The 16,820-nt window shown below is 65.6% G+C and carries 18 protein-coding genes; 7 read left to right on the forward strand and 11 right to left on the reverse strand.

What is annotated here, in order from left to right:
- Window positions 1-23 precede the first annotated feature (23 nt).
- Genes E8M01_RS24440 through E8M01_RS24450 form a run of 3 tightly spaced genes read left to right on the forward strand, consistent with a single transcriptional unit; the run spans window position 24 to window position 3,016 of the window.
- Window positions 24-824, forward strand: coding sequence for a BtpA/SgcQ family protein (locus E8M01_RS24440; protein ID WP_136962546.1), 801 nt, complete (start codon window positions 24-26; stop codon window positions 822-824).
- A 51-nt stretch (window positions 825-875) separates the two neighbouring features.
- Window positions 876-2,384 (forward strand): FGGY-family carbohydrate kinase, encoded by a 1,509-nt coding sequence (locus tag E8M01_RS24445; protein WP_136962547.1) that lies wholly within the window; start codon window positions 876-878, stop codon window positions 2,382-2,384.
- A complete protein-coding gene (locus E8M01_RS24450; protein ID WP_136962548.1) occupies window positions 2,381-3,016 on the forward strand; it encodes an HAD family hydrolase in 636 nt (211 codons plus the stop codon). The genes E8M01_RS24445 and E8M01_RS24450 overlap by 4 nt, the downstream gene beginning before the upstream one ends.
- Here E8M01_RS24450 and E8M01_RS24455 read toward each other — a convergent pair.
- The 4 genes from E8M01_RS24455 to E8M01_RS24470 all read right to left on the reverse strand — a co-directional run bounded on the left by E8M01_RS24455 (window position 3,013) and on the right by E8M01_RS24470 (window position 5,928).
- Window positions 3,013-3,900, reverse strand: coding sequence for a cation diffusion facilitator family transporter (locus tag E8M01_RS24455; protein WP_136962549.1), 888 nt, complete (start codon window positions 3,898-3,900; stop codon window positions 3,013-3,015). The genes E8M01_RS24450 and E8M01_RS24455 overlap by 4 nt on opposite strands.
- 128 nt (window positions 3,901-4,028) lie before the next feature.
- The gene (locus tag E8M01_RS24460; protein ID WP_136962550.1) at window positions 4,029-4,739 is read right to left on the reverse strand and encodes a spermidine synthase; all 711 of its coding nucleotides are present in this window, start codon (window positions 4,737-4,739) and stop codon (window positions 4,029-4,031) included.
- A gap of 151 nt (window positions 4,740-4,890) precedes the next feature.
- Window positions 4,891-5,304: a DUF6220 domain-containing protein gene (locus tag E8M01_RS24465; RefSeq protein ID WP_136962551.1), complete on the reverse strand. Its 414-nt coding sequence runs from the start codon at window positions 5,302-5,304 to the stop codon at window positions 4,891-4,893.
- Between the two features lie 3 nt (window positions 5,305-5,307).
- Entirely contained in the window at window positions 5,308-5,928 is a 621-nt protein-coding gene (locus E8M01_RS24470; RefSeq protein ID WP_136962552.1) for an NAD(P)H-dependent oxidoreductase, read from the reverse strand.
- 84 nt (window positions 5,929-6,012) lie between these two features.
- On the opposite strand from E8M01_RS24470, the gene E8M01_RS24475 reads away from it, so the two are divergent.
- The gene (locus E8M01_RS24475) at window positions 6,013-6,906 is read left to right on the forward strand and encodes a LysR family transcriptional regulator (protein WP_136962553.1); all 894 of its coding nucleotides are present in this window, start codon (window positions 6,013-6,015) and stop codon (window positions 6,904-6,906) included.
- Window positions 6,907-6,971: 65 nt separating this feature from the next.
- Here E8M01_RS24475 and E8M01_RS24480 read toward each other — a convergent pair whose 3' ends face one another.
- On the reverse strand, window positions 6,972-8,021 hold the full coding sequence (locus E8M01_RS24480) for a CobW family GTP-binding protein (protein WP_136962554.1): 1,050 nt from the start codon (window positions 8,019-8,021) through the stop codon (window positions 6,972-6,974).
- Window positions 8,022-8,229: 208 nt separating this feature from the next.
- Here E8M01_RS24480 and E8M01_RS24485 point away from each other — a divergent pair, with 208 nt between their 5' ends.
- Window positions 8,230-9,291 (forward strand): cyclase family protein, encoded by a 1,062-nt coding sequence (locus E8M01_RS24485; RefSeq protein WP_136962555.1) that lies wholly within the window; start codon window positions 8,230-8,232, stop codon window positions 9,289-9,291.
- Between the two features lie 185 nt (window positions 9,292-9,476).
- Here the strand turns inward: E8M01_RS24485 and E8M01_RS24490 are convergent, their stop codons facing one another.
- The gene (locus E8M01_RS24490; RefSeq protein WP_136962556.1) at window positions 9,477-10,958 is read right to left on the reverse strand and encodes a methyl-accepting chemotaxis protein; all 1,482 of its coding nucleotides are present in this window, start codon (window positions 10,956-10,958) and stop codon (window positions 9,477-9,479) included.
- A gap of 356 nt (window positions 10,959-11,314) precedes the next feature.
- On the opposite strand from E8M01_RS24490, the gene E8M01_RS24495 reads away from it, so the two are divergent.
- On the forward strand, window positions 11,315-12,205 hold the full coding sequence (locus E8M01_RS24495; RefSeq protein WP_136962557.1) for a LysR family transcriptional regulator: 891 nt from the start codon (window positions 11,315-11,317) through the stop codon (window positions 12,203-12,205).
- A gap of 15 nt (window positions 12,206-12,220) precedes the next feature.
- On the opposite strand, the gene E8M01_RS24500 is transcribed toward E8M01_RS24495, so the two are convergent.
- The 5 genes from E8M01_RS24500 to E8M01_RS24520 form a co-directional block, all read right to left on the reverse strand.
- Complete coding sequence (locus E8M01_RS24500; protein ID WP_136958885.1) at window positions 12,221-13,186, reverse strand: IS481 family transposase; 966 nt, start codon at window positions 13,184-13,186, stop codon at window positions 12,221-12,223.
- Window positions 13,187-13,243: 57 nt separating this feature from the next.
- Window positions 13,244-13,660, reverse strand: coding sequence for a cupin domain-containing protein (locus tag E8M01_RS24505; protein ID WP_215908793.1), 417 nt, complete (start codon window positions 13,658-13,660; stop codon window positions 13,244-13,246).
- 109 nt (window positions 13,661-13,769) lie between these two features.
- Window positions 13,770-14,996 carry a YeeE/YedE family protein gene (locus E8M01_RS24510; protein WP_246088418.1) on the reverse strand — a complete coding sequence of 409 codons (1,227 nt, stop codon included), beginning with the start codon at window positions 14,994-14,996 and terminating at the stop codon, window positions 13,770-13,772.
- A gap of 43 nt (window positions 14,997-15,039) precedes the next feature.
- Window positions 15,040-15,975, reverse strand: a complete 936-nt coding sequence (locus E8M01_RS24515; RefSeq protein ID WP_211596670.1) for a sulfurtransferase — start codon at window positions 15,973-15,975, stop codon at window positions 15,040-15,042.
- A gap of 17 nt (window positions 15,976-15,992) precedes the next feature.
- Window positions 15,993-16,289 carry a hypothetical protein gene (locus E8M01_RS24520; protein WP_136962559.1) on the reverse strand — a complete coding sequence of 99 codons (297 nt, stop codon included), beginning with the start codon at window positions 16,287-16,289 and terminating at the stop codon, window positions 15,993-15,995.
- A 30-nt stretch (window positions 16,290-16,319) separates the two neighbouring features.
- On the opposite strand from E8M01_RS24520, the gene E8M01_RS24525 reads away from it, so the two are divergent.
- Entirely contained in the window at window positions 16,320-16,814 is a 495-nt protein-coding gene (locus E8M01_RS24525) for a hypothetical protein (protein WP_136962560.1), read from the forward strand.
- The last annotated feature ends 6 nt before the right edge of the window (window positions 16,815-16,820 follow it).

Genomic DNA, 16,820 nt, shown 5'->3' on the forward strand with positions numbered 1-16,820 from the left:
TTTGTACTTCAGGAGAGAATCCCATGGTCTTTGAGTGTTTCGGCAGCAAGAAGAAGGTCGTCGTCGCCATGGCCCATATCGGGGCCCTGCCGGGGACGCCGCTTTATGATGCCGACGGCGGTATGGCCAGGCTGATCGACGGCGTGCTGGCCGATGTGGCCGCGCTCCAGGCGGGCGGGGTCGACGCCATCATGTTCGGCAATGAGAATGACCGCCCCTACATGTTCAAGGCGCCGGTCGAAGGCATCGCCGCCATGACGGCGATCGTCCAGGCGGTCAAGCCGGTGCTGAAAGTGCCGTTTGGCGTCAACTATCTCTGGGATCCGATCGCCAGCGTCGGCATCGGCGCCGTCACGGGGGCGAGCTTCGTGCGCGAGATCTTCACCGGACTGTTCGCCTCCGACATGGGCTTGTGGCAGCCCGATTGCGCCGCGGCCTCGCGGCTCCGGCACAATCTCGGCCGTGACGACATGAAGCTGCTGTTCAACATCAATGCCGAGTTCGCCCATTCGCTCGACCAGCGACCGATCGAGCTGAGGGCCAGGAGCGCGGTGTTCTCGTCGATGGCGGACGCCATTCTGGTCTCCGGGCCGATCACCGGCCAGCCGGCCGATCAATCGCATCTGCGCAGCGTCTGCGAGGCGGTCCGCGATGTGCCGATCTTCGCCAATACCGGCGTCAACATCGACAATGTCGGCGATATCTTCTCGATGGCCAGCGGGGTCGTCATCGGCACGCATTTCAAGGTCGACGGCATCACCTGGAACGCCGTCGACGGCGCGCGCGTCAAGCGCTTCATGGATGTCGTCGGGGGCCTGCGCTAACGCGCGGCGCTCGGCGGGCCCGCTCACCGCGACGAATTTGGCGGAACCGACATGACCTGCGTTCTCGGCCTCGATATCGGCACGACGTCGACGATCGGCATCCTTGTCAGGCTGCCGGATACCGTGCTCGGCCTTGCCTCGCGGCCGGTCACGCTCCGGTCGGATCATGCCGGCTGGGCCGAGGAGGATCCCGAGCAATGGTGGGCGAACGTCCGTGACATCATCAAGGAATTGCTCGCGGCAACCGGCGTCGCCGCCGGCGATGTGGCGGCGGTCGGCACCACCGGCATGCTGCCCGCCGTCGTGCTGCTCGACGGCGAGGGCCGGCTGCTGCGGCCGAGCATTCAGCAAAGCGATGGCCGTTGCGGCGTCGAGGTCGAAGACCTGCGCGCGGAATGCGATGAGCGGGCCTTCATCGCCAAGGCCGGCAACGGCATCAACCAACAGCTGGTCACCGCCAAGCTGCGCTGGCTGGAACGCCACGAGCCGGATGTCTTCACCCGGATCGCCACCGTCTTCGGCTCCTACGACTATATCAACTGGCGCCTGACGGGAGAGCGCCGGGTCGAGCAGAACTGGGCGCTGGAGGCGGGCTTCGTCGATCTCGCCAGCCATGAGATCGACGCTGAACTGGTTGCGCTCGCCCATGTGCCGCGCGCAGCCATTCCGGCCATGGCGCTGTCCCATGAGATCATCGGCGTCATCTCGGCGGCCGCGGCGGCGGCAACCGGCCTTGCGGCGGGAACGCCGGTGGTCGGTGGCGCTGCCGACATGATCGCCTCGGCGCTTGCCGCCGGCATCACCGGGCCGGGTGACGTCCTGCTGAAATTCGGCGGTTCGGTCGACGTCCTTGTCGCAACCGACCGGGCGCAGCCGGATCCGCGGCTCTATCTCGACTATCATCTGGTGCCGGGCCTGTTCATGCCGAACGGCTGCATGTCGACCGGCGGGTCGGCGCTCAACTGGTTCGTCCGCACTTTCGCTTCCGGCGAAGCCGCCGCCGCTCAGGCGCTGGGCCTGACGATCCATCAGCACCTCGACCGGCTGGCCGAGGCCAGGCCCGCCGGCGCCGACGGCATCACGGTGCTTCCCTATTTCCTCGGCGAGAAGACGCCGATCCACGATCCATCGGCGCGCGGCCTGATCGAGGGCCTGACGCTCAGCCACGATCTCGGCCATCTCTGGCGCGCGTTGCTGGAGGCTTATGCCTATGCCATCGCCCATCATGTCGAGGTCCTCCGCGACCTTGGCCATCGCACCGAGCGGTTCATTGCCTCGGACGGCGGCGCGCAGAGCCGGGCCTGGATGCAGATCGTCGCCGACGTGCTGCAACAGCCGGTCCAGCGCCTGGCCGGCCACCCTGGCTCCTGCATTGGCGCGGCCTGGACCGCGGCGATCGGCACCGGACTGACGGCCGACTGGTCGGGGCTGTCGGCCTTCGTTCGCCATGCCGACCGGCTGCAACCTGATCCGCGCAACGCCGAGGTCTATCGTCGCGGCTATCGCCGCTATCGGGAACTCTATGCCAAGCTCGCCACCATGCGTCAGGTCGCACCTTGAGCCACCATGCCGTGGCCTGGGATATCGACGGCACGCTGGTCGATAGCGAGCCGCGTCACCACCGCGCCCTGGTGTCGGCGTCCAGGGCCTGGGGCGTCGATCTGTCCGATCTGTCCGATCAGGCCTTTCGCGGTGTCCACATGGGCGATGTCTGGCAGGCGATCAGGGCGCGCTATCCCGCCGGGCTCGGCCGGGCCGACTGGCTGGCCGCCATCAATGCCGACTATGCCGCAGACCCGGCGGCGATGATGCCGATGCCTGGAGCTGTCGAGACCATCACCCGATTGGCGCGGCGCGGCGTTCCCCAGATCTGCGTCTCCAATTCCAGCCGCGTGATCGTCGATGCCAATATTGCCGCGCTCGGCATTGGCGGCTGCCTTATCGGCTCGATCAGCCTCGACGACGTCGCGGCCGGCAAGCCCGATCCGGCGCCCTACCTGGACGCCTGCCGGCTCCTGCATCTTGTGCCGCATCAGGTCATCGCGGTGGAAGACAGTCTGTCGGGCGCCAGGTCTGCCAGGGCCGCCGGTCTCTTCGTGCTCGGCTATCGGGCGAGTGTCGACATGCTGCAGGACGTCGATCGTGACACCGACGATCTGGCCGTCGTGCTGGATCTCGTTTCATCGCCTTAGAGAACGACGATACCGGAATGTTTGGCCTTGTTCTCCGGCTCGACATGAATGGTCACCAGGGCGTCCTCGATCTCGGCCTTCAAGGCACGTTCGATCCGGTCGCAGATGTCATGGGCCTGCGACACCAGGGTCTGGCCGGGCACCACCAGATGAAAATCGATGAAGGTGACGCGGCCGGCCTGCCGGGTGCGCAGGTCATGCGCTTCCAAGGCGCCGTCGGCCTCGCATGAGATGACGCCGCGGATGCGCTCGAGCGTTTTTTCCGGCACCGCCTCGTCCATCAGGCCACCGAGCGAATCCTTCATCACCTGCCAGCCGGACCAGAGGATGTTGAGCGCGACGATGGCGGCGAGCAGCGGGTCCAGAATGGCCCAGCCGGTGACGATGGCGAGCAGCACGCCGAGCGTCACGCCAACGGACGAGACCACGTCGGACAGGAGATGGCGGCCATCGGCGAGCAGCGCCGGCGAACGCCATTGCCTGCCGCGGGTGATCAGCAGCCAGCACCAGGCGGCATTGATCAGGCTGGCGAGCCCGTTGACCAGCAGGCCCTCGAGCGGGGCGTCGAGCGCCTTCGGCGCCAGCAGTCCCGAATAGGCCTCGCGCATGATCAGGATGGCGGCCACGACGATCATCACGCCTTCCAGGACGGCGCTGACATATTCGGCCTTGTGGTGGCCATAAGGATGGTTGGCGTCGGCCGGCCGCTCCGCCAGCCGGACGGCGAGGATCGCGGCGATGGCGGTCGCCACGTTGACCGTGCTCTCCAGCGCGTCGGAATAGAGCGCGATCGAGCCGGTCATGCGCCAGGCGAGCAGTTTCAGGCCGAGCACGACGACGCCGACGACGAGGCTCCCGGCCGCCAGCTTGAGGGTTTTCGACATGGGTTCGGGCACCACCTGCAAGGGGGAGCGGCGCTATCTAGCCAAGTCGCGGCGCGCTGGCAAGCCATTCAAGTGATTGTATTATCTTGCAAATCAGTCGCAAGAGCAGGGTTGGCCGGCAGCGATGGTCAGGGCGCCCGGCTCGGCCTTCGGGGCAGGGCAGGCGCGCCAGGACTGGCCGCCATCCAGATGACATGGCGCGCACCGCCGCCTGTCCCATTGGCGCGCACGCGGATTTCGTCGACGCTGAAACCGGCCTCGCGCAGCCGCTGCGTGAAGGCCGGGGCCGGCGCCGACGACCAGACCGCCAGGATGCCGCCGGGACGCAGCGCCGTCCGGGCGGCGCGCAATCCGCCCATGCCGTAGAGCTCGTTATTGGCGTCGCGGCTCAGCCCCTCCGGGCCGTTGTCGACATCGAGCAGGATCGCATCATAGGCCGCGGCGCCGGACCGGATGAGGTCGCCGACATCGGTCTCGCGGATGCTGACGCGCGGATCGGTCAGGCTGGTGCCGAAAATCTCGGCCATTGGGCCGCGTGCCCAGGCGACCACGGCCGGAACCAGCTCGGCAACGGTGACCCGGGCGTCGGGTCCGAGCCCGGTCAGGGCGGTACGGAGCGTGAAACCCATGCCGAGGCCACCGATCAACATATGCGGCCTGGCCCGGTCGCCAAGCCGGTTGCAGGACTTCGTCGCGAGTGCCTCTTCCGAGCTGCTGAGACGGCTGTTCATCAGCTCGATCTGTCCCGACATGATCGAGAACTCGGCGCCGCGCCGCTTCAGGCGCAGTTCGCCGCCGCCGGGCATTGTTGCGGTGTCGAGCAGTTGCCAGGGGATCACGGATGAACTCGTCGGGTTGGGGGCATGGAACGGCCGGCACGGACGACCATACGACCCCATATCGCGACGCTTGCGGATGCCGTCAATGGATCTGCGCGCGGAACCGGGCTGGCCGATCGGGCAAGCCCGGTCCATTGTCGGGTTCGAGGCCTCAGCCCGCGTGGCTCCGGTGGACCTTGGCGACCAGCACCAGGGCGGCGGTCAGGAGCAGGCCGGCATTGAACGGGTGCAAGGCCTGCAGGATGCCCGAACCGGTGGCTTGGCCGGCGACGATCCAGATGATCTGCAGGGCATAGAGGATCACCTGGACCAGTGCCCACCAGCGCAGCGGCCGGATGCTGGCCGTGGTCAGTGTGGCGATCCACACCGTGACGATCGGGATCATCAAGAGGAAGCCCAGGCCGCCGTGCAGGCCCCAGATTGTCGCGCTCTGGAACAGGGCCAACCCGGCGAGCAGGAACTGCGCGAGAATGATCGGCGGGATCATGGCGATGGCATAAACGACATAACGCGGGGCGACCTTGGCGGAGCGGTCGCGAACCAGTTGCACATCCGGATCGGTCATGGCTCAAGCCTCGACCGCGACGGGTTCGGTGGCTGAACCGGCCGGATGAGAGGCCGTCTCGGCGGACCAGTGCCGGAGCCGTTCGGCATAACGCCTGCCGGCAAGGTCGCGAGCCTGCGGGTTGAGCCGGTTGGCTTCATAGACGGTGAAGGGCTCGGCCCAGACGAGGCCGCAGCGATGCGCCGTCGATTGCAGCGGACGCAGCAGGTTGGTCAGCGCGAACAGGTTGACGCCTTCAGGCGCATAGGCCGCGGGCAGGTTGCCGGCGGTTGCCGCGACCAACAATGGGCGCCCCTCGATCAGCCGTCCCTCGTCCTCATAGGCGATGTAGAACATGTGGGTCAGCACGGCGTTCTGCCACGACTTCAGGATCGGCGGCGGCGAATACCACATGACCGGAAACTGCAGCACGATGCGATCGGCCGCGATGAGGCGACGGACCTCCGTGTCGACACTGATGCTCCCGGACGGATAGAGCGCCTGCATGTCGACGATCTCGACATCGTCGAGCCGGTTGGCGGCCGCGACCAGAGCCGCATTGGCCTTGGAGCGGGCAAGGTCGGGGTGAAAGACCAGGATCAAGGTCTTCGCCTTGGCCTTGGTGTGTGTCTGGGTCTTGGGCATGACAGCCTCCGTTGCGGGTCCGGAGGGTGGCGCCAGCGATCACATTATTCCAATGGATGATCAATATATGGTATTATTGATTTCATGAATTTACGCTCCGTCGATCTCAATCTGCTGGTGGTGCTCGACGCGCTGCTCGACGAGGCCCATGTCTCGCGTGCGGCCGACCGCCTCGGCCTGTCGCAACCCGCCGCCTCCAGCGCCCTCGAGCGCTGCCGCCACCTGTTCCGCGATCCGCTGCTGGAGCGTGGCAAGGGCATGATGCGGTTGACGCCCAAGGCCGAGACGCTGCGGGTGCCGCTCAAGAACCTGCTGGCCGAAGCAACCATCATCCTCGCACCGCCGGCGATCGATCTCGCCGATCTCAGCCAGACGGTCAGGATCGGCATGGCCGACCACCCGGCGACCGTCATCGCCGGTCCGTTGCACCACCGGTTGGGGTTGACGGCGCCCGGCATCGACGTCGTGATCCAGCCCTGGCATGGCGCATCGGCGGCGCTCGATGCGCTGGCCAAGGGCCAGATCGACCTGGCGGCCTCGGTGTTTCCCGAGGTCGGCCTGTCGTTCCGGCGCAAGCATTTGCTCGACGAGCACTATCTCGTGCTGATGCGCAAGGGCCATCCCGCCGCCGACGGCTTCGATCTCGAGCGCTGGCTGGCCTTTCCCCATGTACTGGTGTCAGGGCGTGGCGAAACCCGCGGCGCGCTCGATGATGCGCTGGCCGGCATCGGCCGGACCCGTCGCGTCGGCATGGTCGTGCCGAGCTTCATAATGGTGCCGCCTTTGCTCGCGGGCTCGGACCTGATCGCCTTGCTGCCGAGCCGCTGCCTGCCGCCGCGATGGCAAGAGCAATTCGCGGCGTTCGAGCCAGCGGTCGCGGTCAAGGGTTTTCCGCTGCATCTCGCCTGGCACGTCAGGCGGGATCAGGACATGGCTGTGCAGCATGTCGCCAAGATCATCCAAGACCTGCTGCGCTGACGGACCTGCTGCGCCGAGCGGACGGCCGGCAATGCGAGCCGGCAAGGAGCGGCTCCATCAGGACGTCACGTCGGCGCTTCGGCTTCGGCGGTCGCCGCCTGAAAGCTCGCGAGGATTGCCCCGGGATCGACGTCTCTGACGATCAGCACCAGGCGGGTCCGGCGATCGTCGTCGGGCCAGTCGTCGAGTGCGACCGGCGGGTGAAAGGTCCGGTGGACGCCATGGACCACCAGCGGGCCGGGCTCGTCGGTGACCGCGACAAGTCCCTTGAGGCGCAGGAGCGCATCGCCCCAGGTCGAACGGACAAGGCCGAGCCAGTCGTTGACGATAGCCCAGGGCAAAGGCCGGTCATGCACGATGCAGATCGTGCGAATGCTGGCATCGTGGCGTGTTCCGTGGTCGGGATGGCTGCATTGCGGATCGGCGCATGTGCCCGGATGTGCTTCCAGGGGCGGCGGCAACGATCGCGCGGGTGCCGCCGGAACCGCCGCGAAGATGATCTCCGGCGCCACCTCGCCATGACATGCGACCATGCGTTTGGCCTGAGGCGCGATCTGGCCGAGCCGGCGATCGAGGCTGGCCGCATCCCGCGCATCCGCGATGTCGGTCTTGCTGATCAGCAGCAGGTCCGACAGGCCGGCCTGCACCATGGCTTCGGCATGTTCGTCGAGCTGGCGCATGCCGTTGACCGCGTCGACGACGGTGACGACCGCCTGAAGGCGGAAGTCGTGCATGACCATCGGGTGGTTCAGGAACAGCGCCGCGACGGGCGCCGGATCGGCAAGTCCGGTGGTCTCGATCAGGACACGGTCGAACGGCGCGATCGTACCGGCCTGCCGCTTGGCCGCGATATCGCGCAAGGCCATTTCCAGGTCGCCGCGCACCGTGCAGCAGATGCAGCCGGACGACAGCAGGACAAGATCGGTATCGGTGCTTTCAATGAACAGGTGGTCGAGCCCGACGGCGCCGAACTCGTTGACGATGACGAGCGCACCCTTCATGCCGGGATTGCCGAGCAACCGGTTGATCAGCGTCGTTTTCCCCGCCCCCAGGAACCCGGTGACGATGCAGACGGGGATGCGTTCTGCCGATTTGTCCCGATCGAAGATGCTCATCCGTCAAGTCTAGTTGGAACCGGCGGTGAGTTCCACTTCCCGCGGATGACACTGTGATAAGTGTAACAACATTACATCAGATATATTGGTCGTACGAACCGCTTCCCGTCCGTCTTCAATCGTTCAATACTTGGCAGGCGCGACGGATCGGCGTGGCCCGTCGGGCTCACCACAATAATCATTCGGACGTTTCAAGGAGGACATCGCCATGACAGTGCGTGACCCGAAGGACCTTGCCGAGCAGCCGAACGCGCCCGAGCGGCGCGACTTTCTGAAAGGCGCGGCGGTCGGCGGCGTCGTTGCCGCCGCGAGCTTGCATGTCGCGCAGATGGCCGTGACCCCGGCCCAGGCGCAAACACCGGCCGTTCAGCCCTGGTGGCCGTCGCGGTGGGGAGCCGACGACCAGATCGGTGCGACCAATCACATCACGCCGCAGAAGGTGCTGGAGGCGGCGCAGTGGATCCGCGACGGCAAGATCTATCGTATTGGCCGGATGTCCGAAGCGGCCATGCCGAAATTTGGCGACCGGGCCTTTACCCTGCGCATTCCCGGCAACCCGACCGGCGGGCCGTTCGCCGGCAACAAGCTGGTCTACAACGACGAATATCTTGCCACCGAGATTGGCCAGACCGGCACCCAGTTCGACGGTCTCGCCCATATCGGCGTGCAGCTCGGCAAGGACGGCGATACCTCGGAGATGGCCTATTACAACGGCGTGCGCGGGTCCGACATGGTCGGTTCGACCGGCATGAAGAAGCTCGGGATCGAGAACGTCAAACCGATCTTCACCCGCGGCCATCTGATCGACGTCATGGCCCAGCGCGGTGGCATGATGGATGTCGGCCAGGAGGTCACGCTCGCCGATGTCCGCGGCGCGCTGGCCAAGCAGAACATGAACGAGAACGACATCAAGCCGGGGGACGCGCTGTTCTTCAACACCGGCTGGGGCTCGCTCTGGATGCGCAACAACGACCGCTACGGTTCGGGTGAACCCGGGCCGGGCCTGGAAGTCGCGCGCTGGGCGATCGAGAAGCAGATCGTCGTCATGGGGGGCGACAGCTGGGGCGTCGAGGCGGTGCCGAATCCCGACCGCAATCTGGCCTTTCCGGTTCATGCCGAACTGATCACCAAGAATGGCATCCACGTCCACGAGAACCTGCAGTTCGACGCCCTCATCGCCGATCGGAAATATCAGTTCGTCTACATTTTCTCGCCGATCCCGATCAAAGGCGCGACCGGCTCGCCCGGCGGTCCGATCGCGGTCACCTGAGCGGCGGGATCGTGGCTCCGGAGCGCACGGCACGTCCTGGCGATCGGCTGGGCTGACGCCAGAGACGCTGTTCGGCCTCGCAGGCTTTCGGGTCTGCGAGGCGGTTCGGGGGCGGAGCCAATGATGATCGGCGCCGACCGTCGAGACCGGCCTCTTCGGCCGATCCAGGCGAGCCGCCCGAGAGCCTAGCGCGCCAGCACGCTTGCCGCCTCTCGTGTCGTCGAGACCGCCTGGGACACCTGCGTCACCGCGGCCGAAATGCCGGTCATGCTGGTCGAGATCTCGGACACGGCGCGGGCCGCGCTCTGCATGTTCGACGACATGTCGCGGGTCACCGCGCTCTGTTCTTCGACCGAAGCCGCGGTTGCGATGACATTGTTGCGCATGATCTCGACCGAGGCGCGGATCGAGTCGAGTGCGTTCACCACCTCGGTCGAGATGGTCTGCACGCCATTGATTTCCGAGCTGATCTGCTCGGTCGCCTTGGCCGCCTGGTTCGCGAGGTTCTTGACCTCGGACGCGACCACGGCGAAGCCCCGCCCGGCTTCGCCCGCGCGCGCCGACTCGATGGTTGCGTTGAGCGCCAGCAGGTTGATCTGGCCGGCGATATTGTTGATCAGGCCGACAATGCCGCCCATGGCGCTCGCCGCGTCCGACAGGCGCTTGGCGAAGCTTCCGGCGGTATGGGTCTGTTCCAGGGCGCTGTCGGTGGCCGACTGCGACTTGGCCATGCTCTGCGAGATCTCGACCACCGAGGCGGCCAGCTCTTCCGCCGCCGCCGCCATGGTCTGGACATTGCCGCGGGTGGCTTCCGCGACCTCCGCCGCATTGCTCGACTCGCTGGTCGAACGGGCCACGGCCTGGTCGATCTCGCCGAAATTCTGGTCGATCATGAGCCGGAGATTGGCCAGCAATTGCATCTGCTGGGTGATGTCGGTGGCAAATTTCACCACCTTGTAGGGCCGCCCGGCGGCATCGAAGATCGGATTGTAGGAGGCCTCGATCCAGATCTCCCTGCCGCCCTTGCCAACGCGCTTGTATTGCGCGGCCTGATATTCGCCGCGTTTCAGCGCCTCCCAGAACTGGCGGTATTCCAGGCTGCCGCGCGTCGCCGGCTCGACGAACATCTGGTGGTGCTCGCCTTTGATTTCGGCCAGCGAATAGCCAACCGCGCCGAGGAAATTATCATTGGCGTCCAGGATCTTGCCATCGAGCGTGAATTCGATCACCGCCTGCGCCTTGCGGATCGCCGCCACCTGACCGGCGCGGTCGGCATCGGCGGCCTTCTGCGCTGTGATGTCGGTCGCGAATTTCACCACCTTGTAGGGCTTCCGGTCGCGTCCCATGAGCGGATTGTAAGAAGCTTCGATCCAGATTTCCCTGCCGTCCTTGCCGATCCGCCGGTATTGCGCCGCCTGGAACTCGCCGGCTCTGAGCCGGTTCCAGAAATCGCGATATTCGGCGCTGTCCTTGTGGCCGGGTTCGACGAACATGCTGTGATGCTTGCCGACGATCTCGCCGAGCGCATAGCCGACCGTCGTCAGGAAATTCTGATTTGCCGCGAGGATGGTACCAGTGAGATCGAATTCGATGACAGCCTGGACACGATCCAGAGCCGACAGCTTGGCTGCGATCTCTTGGTTTTTCTTTGATGCAAGATTTAACATCTTAAGCCTCGCGTGGCGGGAAGGTGACGACGCGTCATCGGCCCTGGGTTGATCTCGCTAGATCAGGCGATTCGCGGCGCCGAACATCGTTAAAGTTGTAGTTTTTGCTTAATAAGGCGTTACGAAAGCAATATATTGATCCGCGATTACGTAAGGTAACGTTTTGTCTTCTGGTTTGTTGGCAACTTTTGGTTGCGTCGATTCTTTCGAACGCGGCGACGCTCTGGGCCAGGTCGAGGGTGGGGAGGCCCGGCGGGTCGCGCAATCGCCGAAGGCAAACAGCGATCAACGGCGCTGAACGAGCTCCATGCGGATTCGTATAGGATGACTCGGCTCATCACGGCGGGAGACGGGTTTTGGATTGGGACAATCTGAGGATCGCGCTGGCGGTGGCCCGCCATGGTTCGCTCAGCGCCGCGGCACGGGCCCTCGGCACGACCCAGCCGACGGTCAGCCGCCGGCTCGGCGGCTTCGAGCGGCGCATCGGCGTCAAGCTGTTCGAACGTGCAGCCGGCGGACTGTCGCCGACCCCGCTCTGTGCGGCGCTGCTCGACGGCCTCGATCGGATGGACGAGGGCGCCCTGGTGATCGAGCGCCGGATTGCGGCCCGCGACACCGGCCTGCAGGGTACGATCTCGGTGACCAGCCTCGACTGGCTCGGCGATTGCGTGGTGGCGCCGATCGTGGCCCGCTTCGGCAGCCTGCACCGGCTGGTCAGCGTCGAGCTGATCAATGACGGACGGGTCTTCAACCTGTCGCGCCACGAGGCCGATATCGCGTTTCGCTTCCGCTCCTTCGAGCAGGAAGACCTGATCGAGCGCAAGGTCGCCGACATTGGTTATGGCCTCTATGCCGCACCGGCCTATCTGGAGCGGCTTGGGCCGCCGGACTTCGCCGCTGGCTGTCCCGGCGATGCGGTGGTGACGCTGCATGAAGGGGCCGGCCGGGTCTGCCAGGTCGACTGGCTCGAGGCCTTGGCGCCGAAGGCCCAGGTGATCCTGCGCGCCAACGGCCTGCATGCTCACCTTTCCGCCGTCGAAGCCGGCGTGGCGCTCGCCGCATTGCCACGCGTGCTCGGCGACGGCCGGCCGGGGCTCCGCCGCCTCGACACGCCGCTGCCCGCGCCGGTCCAGGCGGTGCGGCTCGGCGTGCATGCCGATCTCAGGGATACGCCGCGCATTCGCGCCTTCATCGACTTCGCGGCGAGCGAGCTGAAGGCGCGCGCCGCCGTGCTCAATCCGGCCTGAGGCGATCGAAGGACCCTAGGTGTTTAGTCCCGGCATTTGATGGAGTGGATCGAGCCTGAATCGTTGAGGCTCTGTTGTCCAGAGTTTGCAGATGAATTCGTAGGGTGTGAGGCCCTTGAGGGTCTTCAGCCTCCGCCCGAAATTGTAGGCGCTGACGAAGTCGGCGAGATGCGCTTCGAACTGCCGGTGGCTGTCGTAGTGGTAACGCTTGACGGTGGCTTCTTTGATGGTGCGGTTCATGCGCTCGACCTGGCCGTTAGTCCAAGGGTGCTTCACCTTGGTGAGGCGGTGCTCGATGCCGTTCTCCTGGCAGCGCATGCCGAACATGTGCGTCACGTAGCGCGCCGTCGGACCATCGGCATACCGTGGCGGGAAGGTGAACTGGATGCCGTTGTCGGTGAGAACGGTATGGATCTTGTAGGGGACGGCCTCGATCAAGGCCGAGAGGAAGGCTGACGCGGAGGTCCGCCCCGTCTTCCTGACGATCTGTACGACGGCGAATTTGCTCGTGCGATCGATGGCGACATAGAGGTACAGCTTGCCCTCAGCGGTCTGCACCTCGGCGATATCGATGTGGAAGAAGCCGATCGGATAGGATTTGAACTTCGTCTTCGCCGGCTTCTCGCCTTCGACCTCGGGCAGGCGGCTGATCCCGTGACGCTGCAGGCAGCGGTGCAGGGATGACCGCGTCAGCGTCGGGATCGTCGGCTGTAGCGCATAGAGGCAGTCGTCGAGCGGCAGCAAAGTATGCTTCCGGAAGGCGACGATCACGGCCTCTTCCTCAATCGTCAGCACTGTCGAAGTCGGGTTCTTCGGCCCGGTCGGCACATCGGTCACCGAGGTCCGCTTCTTCCACTTCGCGACCGTCTTCTGGTTAATCCCGTAGCGCTTAGACAGAGCCCTCAGGCTCTCTTGACTATGTTGTATCGCTCGACGGACCGCCTCAGTCGTCGTGGCGCTCCCGTGGAGAACCTGGCCCATAGCGCGTCCCTCGATTCCTGCATCGAGATTGCACCATCAAAGCCCGGGATCAAACACCTAGGCGTCCTTTGGCGGGTTCTCGGCGAACCAGCTGGCGATCATGGGCATGTGTGGCTCGAAGCCGCCGGGGATTGAGACGTTGAGCGCGCCGGCCTTGCTGTCGCTGCGATTCTGGAAATCGTGGGTCATCCCGCCGGGGATCAGGATGAAGGCGCCTTTCTCGGCGTTGACCCAGCGCTCGCCGACCAGAATGCTCATCGTGCCTTCGACGACGTAGAATATGTCGTCTTCCGGGTGTGAATGCGCGCCCGGGCCCTGGGTGTGGGGTTCAAGCCACCATTCGGAGATGCAGCAGGTGTTCCGGGTCTCCTCACCGTCGGCCTTGAACACGGCGCCGATGCGCCCCATCGGATAGGTCCGGCCCGCGCCGGGGGCAAGGATGACAGGTGATCGTTGGTTGCTGACGTCTTGCATGGCGATTGGCTCTCCGCGATGGCGAGGCATGCCGGTTCCGTCTGATGCGTGGCAGTGTTTTGACGCAAAAGACCTGAGGCTGGCAAGCCACTCCAGGGCTTCGGCCCGGTCAGCCTGCGGCCGGACCTTCGAGCAGGCCGAGATGTCGGCCGGCGCGCAGCGTGGCAGTCGTGCCGACGATCAGCGCGACGCAATGGATCCAACCCGAGGCAGCCCCCGCCATGATGCCGGAGAGCAGCGTGCCGACGGTGCAGCCGAGCCCGATCATCGCGCCGAAGCCGAGCAGCAGCCCGCCGAGCAGTCCGCGTGCGATATGACCGGGACCGGGACGAGTTGGCCGGAACGCACCGGACAGGACCGCCGCGACAAAACCTGCCGCGACAAGACCCAGGACGAACAGGCCGTTTGGCGTCAGCAGCGCATCGCGCACCAGGGTGGCGCAGCCGCGGAGCGTATCGAGGCCTTCCAGCCGTGCCGGCAAGAGCCCTGCCGCATCGGCCGCCTGCCGCATGCGCGCGCCGATCTCGGCGGTGACGCCCAAGGGGCTCAAGCGCAGATAGGCGGCGGTCGCGATGGCTCCGATGGCGAGGCCGCCGACCCAGGCCGGCCAGCGCGTGATGAACACCGCCTGGATCGGGTCGATGGCCGCCGGTGCCGGCCTCCGCGGCAGCCGGCGCGCCAGCACGATCACCGCTGCCGCCGCGACGGCCAGGCCAAGGGTCAGGGCGCCGGCATAACCAAGCTGGCGCGGCAGCCAGATCACCGGAGCCTCGGCGATGACGGCCAGATAGACCGGGTTCCACGAGAGGAAACCGAGGATGAAACCGGCGCCGGTGCCGATCAGCGCGAAGGGGGCCGTCGGCGAACCTTCGCCGAGCCGATAGAGATGGGCGCTGATGCAGGAGCCGGAAATCGCCATGCCGGCCCCGAAGGCGAGCCCGCCGAGGATCAGCGCCGGGCCCACCGGCCCGATATGGGCGGTCGGCGGCAGGCGGGTTCCCGATGGGTCCGGCAGCCAGGCGCCGAACACCAGCGTATAGCCGGCAAGGCCCGCGGCGAGCGCCGTGATGATGCCGATGAGCCCGCGCGGATCGCGCCGGTCGAGCCAGTCGCGCCAGATGCAGAAGAAGCAGAAGCGCGAGCGCTGCAACACGAAGCCGAAGGCTAGCCCCAGGATCAGGGAGAGCTGCAATTGGGCTCCGGCGACCGGTTGCCGGCCGAGCCCGTAGGCTGCCGCGGCGATCGCCAGGCTGGCCGCCGCCGCGATGGCGTAACGCCAGGTCGCGGATGGCGCCGGTGCGCCATCCGCTGCTGCCGCCGGGTCGGTCGTCGTCACGTCGGTCTCGCTTGCCGGCCCATGGGCTGACTGGCGTCCTGGTTCACTTGCCGCCCCAGACCGTGCCGGCCGGATTGGCGATGGGCACGCCGACGGTGTTGCCATATTCGGTCCAGGAGCCGTCATAATTCGCCACCTGGTAGCCGAGCAGCCGCGACAGGATGAACCAGGTATGGCTCGATCTCTCGCCGATCCGACAGGTGGTGATGATCGGTTTCGATCCGTCGATGCCGACCTCGGCATAAAGCTTGCGCAGCTCTTCGATCGGCTTGATCGTGCCGTCGGCGGCGTTCACCGCGCGAGCCCAGGGCACATTGACCGCGCCAGGGATATGGCCGGCGCGGATCGCCAGTTCCTGCACCCCTGCCGGCGCGATGATCTTGCCGGTGAACTCGTCGGGTGAGCGGATGTCGAGGATGCGTGCCTCGGAGCGCTTCTCGACCACGTTCAGCACATCGGTGATGCGTGCGCGCAGCGACCGGTTGGGCTCGGCGAGCGTGATCGTGCTGGCGACCACCGGCGTCACATTGGTTGCGAACGGGCGCCGCTCCAATTCCCATTTCCGGCGGCCGCCATCCAGCAGTTTCACGTTGTCGCGCAGGCCGTAGATGTCGAACACCCAGGCGCCCCAGGCGGCGAACCAATTGTTGTTGTCGCCGTAGAGAACCACGGTCGTGTCCTTGTCGATGCCGAGCCGGCGCAGCAAGGCCTGGAATTTCTCCCGGCTGGCGATGTCGCGATTGACCGTCTCGACCAGATCGGTGTGCCAGACGATGTTCTGGGCGCCGGGCACGTGGCCGCGTTCGAACAGGCCTGGTTCGACGCTGACCTCGATCACCCGCACTTTCGGATTGGCGAGGTTCTGCTCCAGCCAATCGGTGGTGACGAGCGGGCCTGAATTCGCGAATGCCACCGTCGCGCCGGCGACGAGCAAGGTCGCCGCGACTGCCAGTCGCCTGAACAGGTGCTTTATGGACATGATCAACCCTCCAATAGTCACCCCGGCAAGCGTTGTTCACCTTGCTGTGGATGGGGAGGTATCATCGCGCGTGCCCGGTTCTTTCCAAGGCGATCAATTGTTTTTTGTTGAGCCAAGACTTGGTGCAAAATTTTACTGAAACGAAGATTGAGAGAAGTCTCTGTTATTGTCTGGGGGAGGGGCAAAACAATCGGCGGCTGTCGTCGGAGCGCCTCGGGGATTTCGCTCATCGGCACCATGGCCTTGACGACCGCGGTCAGCTGGCGCTCCACCGTCGCGATGCTGCATTCACCGGGCTTGTTCGTGGTTGTCACGGAATTCTCCTTATGCGACGGCGTCCGGGCTTGATCGCAGCCACCTGCGATCACCCGGGGACGAACCGGCGGACACCAATCCGACATGCAGCCGAAAACGTCGGGCGACGGGTGCCGCCGGATCGACTGTCGGGTGGAGGTCGACGTCGGACCGGTGCTTTTTGGGCGGATTTCGCCTATATCTATCGCATGAACGCGCCAGGGCATTCCCAAGCGGTCGCGGCCGGTTCCACTGCACAGCGAGTGGATCACCTGGTCGCGCGCACGGTGAACGCGCCCTACATCCGGGTCATCACCCCGGAGATCCTTGCCAGCTGCATCGCGACCGGCAATTTTCACGATTGGATCGTCCACGTCGCGGCCTTCTTCACCGATGTTCGGCCCAACCTGATCCTCAGCTTTGCCTCGCAGCACAGCATCGGGGTCGCCCAGCTCGCCAAAGTCTATGATGCCATGAAGGCGAAGACCGGGGAGCGGAACCTTGGTCTGGAGGCCAAGCTTGACTCAGTGGCACGCGCTGCTTGAACGAGC

The organism is Phreatobacter stygius (assembly GCF_005144885.1).
Taxonomy (GTDB): Bacteria; Pseudomonadota; Alphaproteobacteria; order Rhizobiales; family Phreatobacteraceae; genus Phreatobacter; species Phreatobacter stygius.

Excerpts from the sequence above, each read along its gene's own strand:
- E8M01_RS24440 (WP_136962546.1), top strand. The coding sequence starts at position 24 with ATGGTCTTTGAGTGTTTCGGCAGCAAGAAGAAGGTCGTCGTCGCCATG.
- E8M01_RS24445 (WP_136962547.1), top strand. The coding sequence starts at position 876 with ATGACCTGCGTTCTCGGCCTCGATATCGGCACGACGTCGACGATCGGC.
- E8M01_RS24455 (WP_136962549.1), bottom strand. The coding sequence starts at position 3,900 with ATGTCGAAAACCCTCAAGCTGGCGGCCGGGAGCCTCGTCGTCGGCGTC.
- E8M01_RS24465 (WP_136962551.1), bottom strand. The coding sequence starts at position 5,304 with ATGACCGATCCGGATGTGCAACTGGTTCGCGACCGCTCCGCCAAGGTC.
- E8M01_RS24470 (WP_136962552.1), bottom strand. The coding sequence starts at position 5,928 with ATGCCCAAGACCCAGACACACACCAAGGCCAAGGCGAAGACCTTGATC.
- E8M01_RS24475 (WP_136962553.1), top strand. The coding sequence starts at position 6,013 with ATGAATTTACGCTCCGTCGATCTCAATCTGCTGGTGGTGCTCGACGCG.
- E8M01_RS24480 (WP_136962554.1), bottom strand. The coding sequence starts at position 8,021 with ATGAGCATCTTCGATCGGGACAAATCGGCAGAACGCATCCCCGTCTGC.
- E8M01_RS24485 (WP_136962555.1), top strand. The coding sequence starts at position 8,230 with ATGACAGTGCGTGACCCGAAGGACCTTGCCGAGCAGCCGAACGCGCCC.
- E8M01_RS24490 (WP_136962556.1), bottom strand. The coding sequence starts at position 10,958 with ATGTTAAATCTTGCATCAAAGAAAAACCAAGAGATCGCAGCCAAGCTG.
- E8M01_RS24500 (WP_136958885.1), bottom strand. The coding sequence starts at position 13,186 with ATGGGCCAGGTTCTCCACGGGAGCGCCACGACGACTGAGGCGGTCCGT.
- E8M01_RS24505 (WP_215908793.1), bottom strand. The coding sequence starts at position 13,660 with ATGCAAGACGTCAGCAACCAACGATCACCTGTCATCCTTGCCCCCGGC.
- E8M01_RS24515 (WP_211596670.1), bottom strand. The coding sequence starts at position 15,975 with ATGTCCATAAAGCACCTGTTCAGGCGACTGGCAGTCGCGGCGACCTTG.